This window comes from Paraburkholderia phytofirmans PsJN (genome assembly GCF_000020125.1).
In the GTDB taxonomy this organism is placed as follows: domain Bacteria; phylum Pseudomonadota; class Gammaproteobacteria; order Burkholderiales; family Burkholderiaceae; genus Paraburkholderia; species Paraburkholderia phytofirmans.
The window spans coordinates 4,393,589-4,406,122 of sequence record NC_010681.1 but is presented as its reverse complement, the minus strand read 5'-3'; the positions used below and the strand labels follow the sequence as shown (position 1 = coordinate 4,406,122).

At 61.8% G+C, this 12,534-nt stretch carries 11 protein-coding genes; 8 read left to right on the top strand and 3 right to left on the bottom strand.

What is annotated here, in order from left to right; all coding sequences use genetic code 11:
* Positions 1-4 precede the first annotated feature (4 nt).
* The 7 genes from mnmC (at position 5) to BPHYT_RS19545 (ending at position 9,225) form a co-directional block, all read left to right on the top strand.
* Positions 5-1,975, top strand: coding sequence for a bifunctional tRNA (5-methylaminomethyl-2-thiouridine)(34)-methyltransferase MnmD/FAD-dependent 5-carboxymethylaminomethyl-2-thiouridine(34) oxidoreductase MnmC (mnmC, locus tag BPHYT_RS19575; protein WP_012434835.1), 1,971 nt, complete (start codon positions 5-7; stop codon positions 1,973-1,975).
* A gap of 846 nt (positions 1,976-2,821) precedes the next feature.
* A complete protein-coding gene (locus BPHYT_RS19570) occupies positions 2,822-4,024 on the top strand; it encodes a cation:proton antiporter (protein WP_012434834.1) in 1,203 nt (400 codons plus the stop codon).
* A 131-nt stretch (positions 4,025-4,155) separates the two neighbouring features.
* Positions 4,156-5,271, top strand: coding sequence for a YbdK family carboxylate-amine ligase (locus BPHYT_RS19565; protein WP_012434833.1), 1,116 nt, complete (start codon positions 4,156-4,158; stop codon positions 5,269-5,271).
* A 536-nt stretch (positions 5,272-5,807) separates the two neighbouring features.
* Positions 5,808-6,446, top strand: coding sequence for a MarR family winged helix-turn-helix transcriptional regulator (locus tag BPHYT_RS19560; RefSeq protein WP_012434832.1), 639 nt, complete (start codon positions 5,808-5,810; stop codon positions 6,444-6,446).
* A 127-nt stretch (positions 6,447-6,573) separates the two neighbouring features.
* Positions 6,574-7,287 (top strand): glutamine amidotransferase, encoded by a 714-nt coding sequence (locus BPHYT_RS19555; RefSeq protein WP_012434831.1) that lies wholly within the window; start codon positions 6,574-6,576, stop codon positions 7,285-7,287.
* Between the two features lie 82 nt (positions 7,288-7,369).
* Positions 7,370-8,482 (top strand): NADH:flavin oxidoreductase/NADH oxidase, encoded by a 1,113-nt coding sequence (locus BPHYT_RS19550; protein ID WP_012434830.1) that lies wholly within the window; start codon positions 7,370-7,372, stop codon positions 8,480-8,482.
* A 218-nt stretch (positions 8,483-8,700) separates the two neighbouring features.
* Positions 8,701-9,225: an SET domain-containing protein gene (locus tag BPHYT_RS19545; protein WP_012434829.1), complete on the top strand. Its 525-nt coding sequence runs from the start codon at positions 8,701-8,703 to the stop codon at positions 9,223-9,225.
* A gap of 66 nt (positions 9,226-9,291) precedes the next feature.
* On the opposite strand, the gene BPHYT_RS19540 is transcribed toward BPHYT_RS19545, so the two are convergent.
* Both BPHYT_RS19540 and BPHYT_RS19535 read right to left on the bottom strand, forming a co-directional pair.
* Positions 9,292-10,797: a sensor histidine kinase gene (locus BPHYT_RS19540; RefSeq protein ID WP_012434828.1), complete on the bottom strand. Its 1,506-nt coding sequence runs from the start codon at positions 10,795-10,797 to the stop codon at positions 9,292-9,294.
* Positions 10,798-10,931: 134 nt separating this feature from the next.
* Positions 10,932-11,618, bottom strand: coding sequence for a response regulator (locus BPHYT_RS19535; protein ID WP_007180058.1), 687 nt, complete (start codon positions 11,616-11,618; stop codon positions 10,932-10,934).
* A gap of 239 nt (positions 11,619-11,857) precedes the next feature.
* On the opposite strand from BPHYT_RS19535, the gene BPHYT_RS19530 reads away from it, so the two are divergent.
* Positions 11,858-12,082, top strand: a complete 225-nt coding sequence (locus tag BPHYT_RS19530) for a DUF3717 domain-containing protein (protein WP_012434827.1) — start codon at positions 11,858-11,860, stop codon at positions 12,080-12,082.
* Positions 12,083-12,187: 105 nt separating this feature from the next.
* Here BPHYT_RS19530 and BPHYT_RS19525 read toward each other — a convergent pair whose 3' ends face one another.
* Complete coding sequence (locus tag BPHYT_RS19525) at positions 12,188-12,526, bottom strand: 4a-hydroxytetrahydrobiopterin dehydratase (protein WP_083772058.1); 339 nt, start codon at positions 12,524-12,526, stop codon at positions 12,188-12,190.
* Positions 12,527-12,534: the final 8 nt, after the last annotated feature.

Here is a 12,534-nt window from a genome sequence, read left to right as displayed (position 1 = left end):
GCGCATGACCGATCCGCTAATCCCCGCCGTCCTCGTTTTTCGCGACAACGGCACGCCTTTTTCGCCGCTTTACGACGACATCTATCACAGCGCCGTAGGCGGTCTCGAACAGGCTCGATACGTATTCCTGCGCGGCAATTCGTTGCCCGACCGGTGGCAGGGCCGCCGCATTTTCACGGTTCTGGAGACCGGCTTCGGCATGGGCATCAATTTTCTGATGACCTGGGCCGCGTGGCGCGCGGACCCGTTGCGCTGCGAGCGGCTGCATTTCGTATCCACCGAGAAGCATCCCTTTACCGTCGGCGATTTACGCAAGGCGGTTGCAGCGACGATTTCCGATCCCGAGATTGCCGCCCTCGCGCAAGCGCTCGCGAACGCCTGGCCGACGCTCGTTCCCGGCACGCACCGGCTTGAATTCGATGAAGGGCGCGTGGTGCTCACGCTGGTTTTCGGCGACGCGCAGGAGCGCTTACCGGCCTTGAGGCTGCGCGCCGATGCGTTTTATCTCGACGGCTTCGCGCCCGCCAGGAATCCCGAGCTTTGGACCCCGATGATTTTTAAGGCGCTCGCGCGGCTGGCAGGTGAGGGCGCCACCTTCGCCACCTGCAGCAGCGCCGGCGACATCAAGCGCGCGCTGATTCAATGCGGCTTCGAGTACCGCAAGGTGGACGGCTTCGGCTGGAAACGGGCGATGCTGGTCGGCCATTTCGCGCCGCGCTGGCGCGTGCGCCGTCATGAGCCGCCGGCGCCGCTCGCGGTCGACGAAAGGCATGCGGTGGTGATCGGCGCGGGGCTGGCGGGCTGCGCGGTGATCGAACGGCTCGCCGCGCGCGGCTGGCGCGTCACGTCGCTGGAGCGGCATGCTTCGGTGGCGCAGGAAGCGTCGGGCAATCCGGCCGGCGTGTTCCATCCCATGATTTCGCGCGACGACAGCATCGCCTCGCGCGTTACGCGTGCCGGCTTTCTGTATACGCTCAGGCGCTGGGCCGCGCTCGAACGGCTCGGTCACGCGCCGCTGCGCGGCGGTCAAGGCTTGTTGCAAATCGCCGCGGACGAAAATGAGGCCCGCTCGATCAGCGAAGCAATCGCTGCATTCGGTTATCCGGGTGACTACGTCACACCCGTCTCAGCAGCTGAAGCGCAGCGGCTCGCCGGCATGCCGCTCGCACGCGGCGGATGGTTCTTTCCACACGGTGGCTGGATCGACCCGGCGTCGCTGTGCGCGGCGCAGTGCGCCGCAGCCGGTCCGCTGCTTGAGCGCCGCTTCGGTGTGGACGTTGCGCGGATCGAGCGGTCCGGCGGTCAGTGGACTGTATTCGACACCTCGGGCGAGGCCATTGCGCGTGCGCCGGTGGTGATCGTCGCCAGCGCGCACGATGCCGCGCGCATCGCCGGTTTACAGCATGCGCCGACTCGCAGCATTCGCGGCCAACTCACTTTGCTGCCGCCCGGGGCCGTGCTGCCGCCGCTTCAGATGCCGGTGATCGGCGAGGGTTACGCCGTGCCGCTGGCCGACGGCGTCACGCTCACCGGCGCCACATATGAGCTCGACGACCCCGACACGTCGCTGCGCGCGGACGGCCACCTGGAAAACCTGGAACGCGTCGCGCAGATGCTGCCGGCCTTTGCAAACGTCGCGGATCCGGCTCGATCGACTGCGTTAACCGGACGCGTCGCGTTCCGCTGCGTTACCAGCGACCGCATGCCGATGATCGGCCAACTCGCCGACGAAGCTCAGGCCGCGCTCGACGCCCAGCGTCTGCGTGGCGCATGGCCGCTCGATCTGCCTCGCACAGACGGCCTCTATGGTGCTTTTGCGTATGGTTCGCGAGGTCTCGTCTGGGCGGCGCTCGGTGCGGAACTGATCGCCTCGCAACTTGAAGGCGAACCTTGGCCGCTCGAACGGGATCTGGCGGAAGACATCGACCCGGCGCGCTTCCTGTTGCGCGCACTGCGTCAGGGAGCGGTGAGTTAACCGCATACCCCGGCCAGCCTGCTCGCCGGATGAGTTATCCACTGAAAGTTGTGGATAACCAGGCGGTTTACCGGCGCAACAGGTGTGGAACCGTTGTGGACGTAAACGGGGTAACTCTGCCGTCGCGGAAAATCGCCAAAAGTTACCCTCGTATACGCGCCGCTCCCGCACATGCTGTGCATCCGGTTATGCCGTCGGCAAGGCGATGATTCAACTCGGTAAACAGGAGTTATCCACAGAAAACGAGGCACTTTGTTAACTGTTACTACGTATACATACAGTAAACCTGTAAACAGAAAGACCGTCGGTGAAGGAGAGCCTATTGGCGTAGCTCGGACCGTCCCAGAGCCACTGGAAAACTTCCTCGGCGGATGTCCCGAAAAGCACATCTGCAGCGTTCAAACTAGCCCTTTGACCGGCCGAATTCGCGCTCAAAACGGTCGGTTTTTCCTCATGCCTGTGAGATAACGTACGTTTTTACCGTTTTGCCTGCGTGTTCGCGCCTTTTCGGTCAAGGCTGAAAAAGCTATGGCACAATCGCCGTTCTTTTCCGCGTCGTGCCTTGTCTCTACAGCGGCACACGCAGCAAAAGGAACGGTGCCGCTCAATCAGAATCTGATTCAAAGTCGACGGCGCTCTTTCACCGTGCCGGTTGCTACGGCCGCACCCCGAATGCGTCAGGTTCCTTGCTGCCGCCGCGCATTCAGATCATCCGATCGTTGAAAAACTCGCAACGCTGGTCACGCGAAGCGATCGCGACAGTGAGCGCTTCATGTGCCCACCCGCTCGCCGGTGTTTGCGCCGGTTCGTGTCGCCTGCCGTTGCTGCTAAGGAGAACCCATCACGATGAATTCGGCGTTTTCATTTTTTCCAGCCTGGCCGCTTTCACCCGACGCCATTTTTTGGGCTGGTCTCGCATTGCTCGCTGCCGGCTTGTGCGGCGAGCTGTGCTACCGCGCGTGGCGTTTACCGCGCATTTCCGGCTATGCGGTTATTGGCCTGATCGCCGGTGCGGCCGGTTCCGGCGTGATCGACGCGGATTCCGCGAGCGCCGCGCGGCCGCTGCTCGATGTCGCGCTCGGTTTGCTGCTGTTCGAACTCGGCAGCCGGCTCGATTTGCGCTGGATTCGTCGCAATCCTTGGTTGATTTTGTCGAGCGTCGCCGAAGCTACGCTGACTTTCGCTCTCGTGTTGCCGGTCCTGCTGTTCCTGAACGTGCCGCTGATGGTGGCAACGGTGCTCGCCGCAATCGCCATGGCGACGTCGCCGGCCATGGTGATTCAGCTGAAAACCGAATTGCGCGCGGAAGGGCAGGTCACCCAGCGTCTGTTGACTTTGACCGCGCTGAACAGCATGTATGCCGTGGTGATCGAAAAGCTCGTGTCGAGCTGGCTGCATCAGGAGATGTACGGCAACGTATTCGCGACCATCCTGCAACCGCTTTATCTGCTGGTCGGCTCGCTGGTGCTCGCGTATCTGCTCGCACGTACCTGCACATTCTTTTATCGACGTTTGAACATGCAGGACGAGCACTCGTTCGTCGCGCTGTTCGGCCTCGTGCTGCTGGCCATCGCGATTGCGCATCTGTTCAAGCTGTCGACCATTCTTGCGCTGCTGGCCGCGGGCATCATCGTGAAGAATCATGAAGCACGTCCGCAGTTATGGCCGGAGCACTTCGGCACGGCCGGCTGGTTGTTGACCGTGATTCTGTTCGTGCTGACGTTGACCTCGTTCGAATGGAAAGACATCGCGCTCGGCGGCGTCGCGGCTCTGGGTCTGATTGTTGCGCGCCTTGTGGCGAAGCTGGTTGGTGTGCTGGCGTTCGCCAAGCCGAGCGGCTTGAACTGGAAGCAGGGGATGGCGCTCGGTCTGTCCTTATCGCCCATGTCGGCGCTCGCGTATCTGCTCGTCGACGACACCTACAACCTGTATCCGAACTTCGACCCGCAACTGCGCGCGATCGTGATGTGTTCTATTTTCGTGCTGCAGATTCTCGGGCCGTGGCTCGTCTATCGCAGCCTGGCGCTGGTCGCTGAGCGGCGCGAATAGCAAGCGCGAACTAACGAGCGCGTTGCGCTGCTCGAAGCTCGATGTTTGTACACGCTTTTTCCAACTTATATTCGATTCAAAAACGGCCGGGCATGTGACTCACACCCGGCCGACCTGACTCAGGGGACGCCATGTCACTCGAACCCTTCATCGATTCGAAACCGTTCACATTCGGTGTCGAACTCGAGATGCAGATCGTCAATACCCATGACTATGATCTGACCAAAGCCGGCTCGGATCTGCTGCGCCTCATCAAGGACGAAAAGATCCCCGGCAACATCACGCCGGAAATCACCGAAAGCATGATCGAGCTGTCGACCGGCATTTGCACGACACACGAGCAGGCCGTCACCGACTTGCGCAAAATTCGCGACACACTGGTTTCCGCGGCGGATCATTTGAACGTCGGCTTGTGCGGTGGCGGCACGCATGCGTTCCAGCAATGGAGCGAGCGGCAGATCGTCGATACGCCGCGGTTTCAGTACCTGTCCGAGTTGTACGGCTATCTCGCCAAGCAATTCACGGTGTTCGGCCAGCACGTGCATATCGGCTGCCCGGATCCGAACAGCGCGCTCTATCTGCTGCATTCGATGTCGCGCTTCATTCCGCATTTCATCGCGTTGTCCGCGTCTTCGCCGTTCGTGCAGGGTGTCGATACGGGTTTTCATTCGGCACGACTGAATTCCGTGTTCGCGTTCCCGCTGTCGGGCCGCGCGCCGTTCGTGCTGACGTGGGACAGCTTCGAGGAATATTTCTCGAAGATGGTCCACACCGGCGTCGTCAACAGCATGAAAGATTTCTACTGGGACATTCGTCCGAAGCCGGGTTTCGGCACGATCGAAGTTCGTGTGATGGACACGCCGTTGTCGGTGGATCGCGCCGCGGCGATTGCGTGCTACATCCAGACGCTGGCCCGGCATCTGTTGCTCGACAAACCGATTGCGCCGCAAGAAGACGATTACCTCGTCTACACGTTCAATCGTTTCGAAGCATGCCGCTTCGGTCTGGCCGGTACCTGCATCAATCCGCAGACGGGCGAGCGCAAGACGATTTCAGAAGACATTCTCGAAACATTGGACCTGATTGCTCCGCACGCCGAAGCGTTGGGTTCGGGCAATGCGCTTGCCGAAATCGGCGCGATTGCTCGCGGTCAGGTGAATGATGCAACCTGGTTACGCGGTGTGGTCGAACGGGAAAAGTCTTTGCATGAAGCGGTCAGGCAGCAGTGTTTGCAGTGGCGGGCTTGACCGAAGGCGGCATGGGCTGCGTGAAGTCGTAAGGAAACCCGCTTCGAGCGGGTTTTTTTTCAATAAATTATTTTCCAGCTCGGCGTGTCTTAGGTTTTTAGACCGTTAACGTATACAAACGTAGTAGTAGTTAACAAGCATTGCATCTGCCTGTGGACAACTGAATAATTCCCTGCAAAGTCAATGCGCTGCGTAAACCATAACTGAACTGGTCGAGAGCGCGTTGGCGTCGGTATACGAGGACAACTTTGTGACAGGCGGACCAGCTCGGGTGCTTATCAAGAATCGGCGCACAAGCTATCCCTGAGTTTTCCCCTGGTTATCCACAGCTTGTGTTGGATAAGTTAGCTGTACGATTCGCCGCTCTCGCATAGAATGTCGTTTTCGCGGCCTTGCCTTGCAAGGCGGTAAATTTTTGAGATAGTAGAAAACCGTCTTGCCGCAGTTGGGCGAGGCTACCCCACACAGGCTACGGGCGCGGTCGGCGGATAGTTCGCCGGCATCGTACGAAAGCTGTAAATGAACAATTGAAGATTATGAGCGAAGGCGTATACGGAGAACAGGCGACCGGGCGGGTGACCCACAGCCTATTGCGATTGAGCACGGCAATGCGGAGCCAGGCTTGGGAATGGGCGGAGGGCGCTGGCCTGACGCCGACCCAGGGCGAAATTCTGGTCTTGCTGATGCAACGCAAAGGCCCGATGCGTCTCGGCGAAATTGCCCGTGAAACGGCGCTCACCGCCGCGACGACCAGCGATGCAGTCAGCACGCTCGAAACCAAGGGGCTGGTCGAAAAGCGCCGTGCCCTCGACGACGGCCGTGCCCTCGCGGTCCGCCTGACGGCGCGTGGCCGTACGGCCGCGAAGCGCGCCGCGCAGTGGCCGGACTTCCTGGCCAAGGCGGTCGGCACGCTGCGCGACGACGAGCAGGCGGTGTTCTATCGCACGCTGCTCAAGACCGTTCATCAGCTGGAAGCGCAAGGCACGATTCCGCCGCACCGCATGTGCCTGAGCTGCACGCACTTCGAGCCGAGCAAGAACCCGAAGAAGACGCCGCATCATTGCGCGTTGCTCGACCTGAACATGTCGGATACGGATCTGCGCCTCGACTGCTCGGTGTATGAGATGGCCGACGTCGCCACCCAGAAGAAGACCTGGAAGATCTTCGCCCAATAAGGCGGCTTCTTCCGGGACAATCCGCTACACTGCCAAGCCGGCTTCGACGGGCGACGTTTGCCGCCCGTCAGCCGACTGGTGCCGCGTGGCGGCAAGTCTTTAGTCAACCTGAAGGTGGGACAGGCCGATGAATCGCGAAGTTCTGGCCATTCGCCACGTGCACTTCGAGGATCTGGGCAGTCTTGAGCTGGTGCTCGGCGAGCGCGGGCGCCCGGTCCGCTATCTCGACGTGGGCTTTGCCCGCATCGAAGCGCCGAATCCGGTTTCCGCATCGCTGATGGTGGTGCTCGGCGGTCCGATCAGCGCAACCGACGACGCGCTTTATCCGACGCTCGTGCCGTTGCTGTCCATGATCGAGAAACGCATCGCTGCGGGTTTGCCGACTCTCGGCATCTGCCTCGGCGCTCAGTTGATCGCGCGCGCCCTTGGCGCTCGCGTCTATCCCGCAAGTCAAACCGAACTCGGCTGGTCCTCGCTGACGCTAACCGACGCCGGCCGCGCTTCGCCGGTCCGCCATCTGGATGGCGCGCACACTTCCATGCTGCATTGGCATGGCGACACCTTCGATCTGCCTGACAACGCAACGCGTCTTGCGTCCACGCCGGCTTGCGAAAACCAGGCGTTCGCCTGGGGCAATCATGTGCTGGGTCTGCAATGTCATCCGGAGATTCGTACCGATCGCTTCGAGCCCTGGCTGATCGGCAACGCCGGAGAGCTGGTTGGCCACGGCATCGACGCGCGCCAGTTGCGGGCCGAGACCGCGAAGTTCGGTCCTGCGCTCGAAGCCGCCGCGCGACGGATGTTCGGCGAATGGCTCGATCAGGTCGAGGCGACACCGTAAAGGCCTGAAAAGTGCCAAGCCAGCACTAAATCACTTGCGGTGCTATGCTCGATCGCTCTCGGGTTTCTACTGGGCGTAATCCATGAGCGCGCTTTTTTCTCCGCTCACGCTGCGTAGCGTGACGCTTCCCAATCGTATCGTCGTGTCCCCGATGTGCCAGTATTCCGCCGACCGTGGCGAGGCAACCGCGTGGCACATGATCCATCTCGGCAGCATGGCGTTGTCCGGTGCCGGCATGCTGTGCATCGAGGCGACCTCGGTCGAGCCGGACGGCCGCATTACACCAGGCGATCTCGGCCTGTGGGACGATGTGACCGAAGCCGCGCTCGTGCCTGTGCTGGCCGCGATCCGCAAGCATTCGCACATCAAGGTCACGATGCAGTTGTCGCACGCCGGGCGCAAGGCGTCGAGCCACGCGCCGTGGGAAGGCGGCCAGCTGATTCCGGTGTCGCAAGGCGGATGGCTGCCGCACGCGCCGTCCGCGTTGCCGCACAAGGCCGGCGAAGAGCCGCCGCTGGCGCTCGACACGTCTGGGTTGAACCGTATCCGCGAAGCATTCGCGGCGTCGGCTCGCCGTGCCGCGCGGCTTGGTGTCGACGGACTGGAAGTGCATGCTGCGCACGGCTATCTGCTGCATCAATTCCTCTCGCCGATCGCCAATCAGCGCGACGACGACTACGGCGGCTCGCTTGAAAACCGCATGCGCTTTCCGCTTGAAATCTTCGATATCGTGCGCGCTGCCTTTCCCGCCGACAAACCGGTCGGCGTGCGTGTCTCCGCGACCGACTGGGTCGAAGGCGGCTGGACGCTCGAAGACACGATCGCGTTCGCGCAGGAGCTGAAAAAGCGCGGCTGCGACTGGATTGACGTGTCCTCCGGCGGTGTCTCGCCGTTGCAGAAGATTCCGCTTGAACCGGGTTATCAGATCCCGTTTGCCAAGGCGGTCAAGGAAGCCACCGGCCTCACGACCATCGGCGTGGGCCTCATCACCGACCCGTTGCATGCCGAGCAACTGATCGAAGCCGGCGACGCCGATCTGATCGCGCTGGCCCGCGCGCTGCTGTACAACCCGCGTTGGCCGTGGCACGCCGCGGCGCAGCTCGGCGCGACGGTCGAAGCGCCGCCGCAGTATTGGCGTTCGCAACCGCGCGAGCAAAAGGCATTGTTCGGCGACATTTCGTTCGGACAACGGTGAAGTTGGCAAGCCGGCGTCAGCGCGCGTCTTTTTGACGGTTGAACGAAGCCGTCTTCACCGTGTAGGATGCCGGTTGTGGCGCACGTGCGTCGCAGGTCGACGCGGCGCTCGCAAGGCGCCGCGTTTGCTATCCGCGTCAGAAAAAAGCAGCGCGCGAGACGCGGGCATTTTCGACGGCTGCCAAACTTCACCCCCAGTTCTTCACAAGGATTCATTCAATGAGTTCACGCAGGATCGCCGTGCGCCGTTCGGGTGTGCACGGCAAAGGCGTGTTTGCCCTCGAACCGATTGCGGCCGGCGAGCGCCTGATCGAATACAAAGGCGAGCGGATCTCTTGGAAAGAAGCATTGCGCCGGCATCCGCATAATCCGGCCGAACCGAATCACACGTTCTATTTCGCGCTCGACAGCGGCAAGGTCATCGACGGCAAAGTGGACGGCAATAGCGCGCGCTGGATCAACCATTCCTGCGCGCCGAACTGCGAAGCCGAAGAAATCGACGGTCACGTGTACGTGCACGCGTTGCGCGATATCGCGGAAGGCGAAGAACTCTTTTACGATTACGGCCTCGTGATCGACGCGCGTCAGACCAAGAAGCTCAAGAAGGAATATGAATGCCGTTGCGGCGCGCGTAAGTGCCGCGGCACGATGCTGGCGCCGCCGGAGAAGGAGAAGGGTGCGGGCAAGTCCCAGAAGTCGGCCGGCAAAGGCAAGACTTCAGCGAAGAAAGCGAAGAAGAAATGATCTGCGGGCTGTCTGAATCGATCACGTTGGCGATCGACTCAGACGCCCGTCGAGCTGTCCAGACAGTCAGATATCCACCGGCGCCGAGTGCGCCGATTTTTTTGCCGGGCGCCTCGGTTCAACGGTTTCCACGTCGCTCTCCACGCTGATCGGCACGAGCGGAATACGCACGATGAAACGTGCGCCGCCTTCCGGGGCGTCCTCGTAATGCACGCTGCCGTGATGCAGCACCATGATGTCGTGGACGATCGCAAGGCCGAGACCGGCGCCGCCATCCACGCCGGCGTCGCTCTGACCGTCGCCGCGGAAGAACCGCTTGAAGAGATCGGCCTGCTGGTTGTGCGGCACGCCCGGCCCGTTGTCTTCGACGATGATCTCCGCCATGCGTACTTCGTCGATCGCCGTTTGAGAGACCGTCACGGTGATGCGGCCGCCATCGAAGCGCGACGGCGGCACATATTTGAGCGCGTTATCGAGCAGATTGGCGATCACCTCGTGCAGCAGCACGGGATTGCCGCGCGCCATCAGCGGATGGCCGTTGCTGGGGTCGTCCAGACGCTGGAAACCGAGGTCGACGTGGAACGTCAACGCACGCGGCACCCATTCGGCGCCCGTGTCGAACGCGAGCGCGGCCATGTCCACGTTGACGAAGCGAGCCGCCTGTTCGCCCGGCTCGGCGCGTGCGAGCGAGAGCAGTTGGTTGGACAGCCGCACCGCGCGATCCGCCGCGGCACGCAGTTCACGCACGGCGGCCAGGGTTTGCTGTGGATCGCGCGCGACCGCTGCCTGTTCCGCATGCAACTTGACGGCGGTGAGTGGCGTGCGCAGTTGATGCGCGGCGTCGGCGATAAATTTGCGCTGACCGTCGAGCGCCGTTTTCAGGCGACCGAGCAGCGCGTTCAGCGCGCCAGTGAGCGGGCGAATTTCCACCGGTACATAGGTTTCGTCGACCGGTTCGAGCGACGTGTGAGTTTGCCGGTTCAGCGAATCGGCGAGATCGGTGAGCGGATTGAGCTGCTGGTTCACCACGCGCCACACGATCACCCATCCCGCCAGCAGCAGCAACAGCAGCGGCATCATGATCGCAACGAGAAACTCGGCGGCGATGCGAAACCGGTGATGCACCGGCTGACCGACTTCGACGACGATCGGATTGCCTGTTGGCTGATCGACCCGGACCTGCGCCACTCGCACTGTCACGCCTTGATGCTGCGTTTCGAATACGTACGCGTAATGCATGCGCCGCACGCTCGTGCCTTGCAGCGGAAGATTGTGATCACCGGCAATTTCGGTTTCGCCCGTGCTGATCCGGTAGACGAGGTGTTCGACGGGGTCCGAGAACATGGCCTGCGCGAGCGGCGGCACCGTGATGCGCGCATTCGGGCCGGCAATCTGTATCTGTTTGGAGATGGCGGTGGCGAGATCGGCGAGCGAACGGTCGACCACGTGCTGCGTGTACTGCCACGCCAGCCAGTAAGCGATCAGGCCGCTCATGAGCGCGAGCAGCGAAAGGGGAGCAGCGAGGCGCCGCAGCAGCGTGCGGCGCAGACTATTGGCGGCCGGCTGAGGCATGTTCGAACGCGCGGGAAAGGAGCAACGGCGCAAGCACCGCGAAATGTCGCCGGATGCCGGCGAAGTGCGCACCGGGTGCGCGGCGCCGGCCCGGCGCCGTCAGGCCGCAGCAAAGCGTGCGGCCTTCTTGACGATTATGCGGCCTGACGGATTTCCTGCAACAGATAACCGAAGCCGCGCACCGTGACGATCTCGACACGGCAGCTTTCGAGCTTTTTACGCACCCGGTGCACGTAGACCTCGATCGCGGTGTCGCCGAGATCGCCGCCGAAATGCGTCAGATGGTCTTGCAGTTGCGCCTTGCTGACCACGCGGCCATGACGCAGCAGCAGCATTTCGAGCACCGCGAATTCACGCGGCGAGAGTTCGAGCGGCTTGTCGTCGTTGAAAATGCGGCGATCGACGCCCGACAGGCGCACACCGCCCAGCGACACTTCCGGACGCGGCATGTCGCCGTGCGGACCGCTGCGGCGCATCACCGCACGGATGCGCGCTTCGAGTTCGGTGGGCTCGAACGGCTTCAGCATGTAGTCGTCGGCGCCGGAATTCAGGCCTTGCACGCGGTCGTTCAGCTCGTCGCGCGCGGTGAGGATGATCACCGGCGTGTGACGATTGCTCTGACGGAAGCGCGAGAGCAGCGTCATGCCGTCGATGCCGGGCAGACCCAGATCGAGGATCACCAGCTCATGGCGATTTTGCGTGAGGGCCTGCTCGGCGAAAATGCCGTCGTGGACCATGTCGACGGTGAAGCCGGCTTGTTCGAGACTGCTTTGGATGCCGCGTGCGATGGGGCGGTCATCTTCGATCAGAAGGAGTCGCATGGATTTCGCTCAAGTACAATGGGTTAGGCGTTTGGGCAAGCGGTTCGCCAGGGCGCCTGCTGCACAGGCAGCGTGCGGCGTGGCCGTACCGAACTGGCACGAAGCGGCCACGAAGCAGGCATTGAGCGGCCTCGAAACGCCAACCGGGCGCTTCTCAACCTTGTCACATCGCACCAGTCTCCCGAAGGGCCAGGAAAACTTTCGACCACCCGGCGTTTCCTGAGAGCAATCACGAAGTCATGTCCGAGATCAGCATTCACGAACTGGAAGCCGCGATCAACTTCTGGCGCGCCCGCTCACCTTCGAGCGGCGACGAACTCGTTCTGTGCAAGGAGGCAAGCGCGCTCTCCAAGCCGTATGCGCTGATGATTGTACAGCGTCAGCACACGCTATCACCGGATCGTTTAGACGGGATTGCCAGGCAAGCGTGGGATTCTTACGTGCACCTTAAGAATAGCCTGTAGAACTGAAGGTTTGGACAAGGGATTACCTGCAATGCCCTTTCATTGCTGCCGAACTACCCGATGTTCGACGCATCAACACGCCTGAGACGCATTAGTTCGTCTGTATTACGCGGTAATACTGTCGATAAACGTCGCCAGTTTGATGTCGCGCTCGGTCAGGCCGCCGGCGTCATGCGTGGACAGCGTGATCTCCACCTTGTTGTAGACGTTGAACCATTCCGGGTGGTGATCCATTTCCTGCGCCTTGATCGCCACGCGCGTCATGAAGCCGAATGCTTCGTTGAAGTCGGCGAATTTGAACTGGCGCTGGATCGCGTCGCGGTCTGCCACGGCTTGCCAACCGTGCAAGCCGGCGAGCTGCGTAGCGCGTTGTTCGGAGGTCAGTTTCTGAATCATGGTGCTACCTCGTTGGATCTGGACAGGCACGCCGGCGGGCGGGCGCATCCCTATTT

What these genes read in the sequence shown, in the direction of transcription:
- mnmC (WP_012434835.1), top strand. Translation starts at nt 5, where the DNA reads ATGACCGATCCGCTAATCCCCGCCGTCCTCGTTTTTCGCGACAACGGC.
- BPHYT_RS19570 (WP_012434834.1), top strand. Translation starts at nt 2,822, where the DNA reads ATGAATTCGGCGTTTTCATTTTTTCCAGCCTGGCCGCTTTCACCCGAC.
- BPHYT_RS19565 (WP_012434833.1), top strand. Translation starts at nt 4,156, where the DNA reads ATGTCACTCGAACCCTTCATCGATTCGAAACCGTTCACATTCGGTGTC.
- BPHYT_RS19560 (WP_012434832.1), top strand. Translation starts at nt 5,808, where the DNA reads ATGAGCGAAGGCGTATACGGAGAACAGGCGACCGGGCGGGTGACCCAC.
- BPHYT_RS19555 (WP_012434831.1), top strand. Translation starts at nt 6,574, where the DNA reads ATGAATCGCGAAGTTCTGGCCATTCGCCACGTGCACTTCGAGGATCTG.
- BPHYT_RS19550 (WP_012434830.1), top strand. Translation starts at nt 7,370, where the DNA reads ATGAGCGCGCTTTTTTCTCCGCTCACGCTGCGTAGCGTGACGCTTCCC.
- BPHYT_RS19545 (WP_012434829.1), top strand. Translation starts at nt 8,701, where the DNA reads ATGAGTTCACGCAGGATCGCCGTGCGCCGTTCGGGTGTGCACGGCAAA.
- BPHYT_RS19540 (WP_012434828.1), bottom strand. Translation starts at nt 10,797, where the DNA reads ATGCCTCAGCCGGCCGCCAATAGTCTGCGCCGCACGCTGCTGCGGCGC.
- BPHYT_RS19535 (WP_007180058.1), bottom strand. Translation starts at nt 11,618, where the DNA reads ATGCGACTCCTTCTGATCGAAGATGACCGCCCCATCGCACGCGGCATC.
- BPHYT_RS19530 (WP_012434827.1), top strand. Translation starts at nt 11,858, where the DNA reads ATGTCCGAGATCAGCATTCACGAACTGGAAGCCGCGATCAACTTCTGG.
- BPHYT_RS19525 (WP_083772058.1), bottom strand. Translation starts at nt 12,526, where the DNA reads ATGCGCCCGCCCGCCGGCGTGCCTGTCCAGATCCAACGAGGTAGCACC.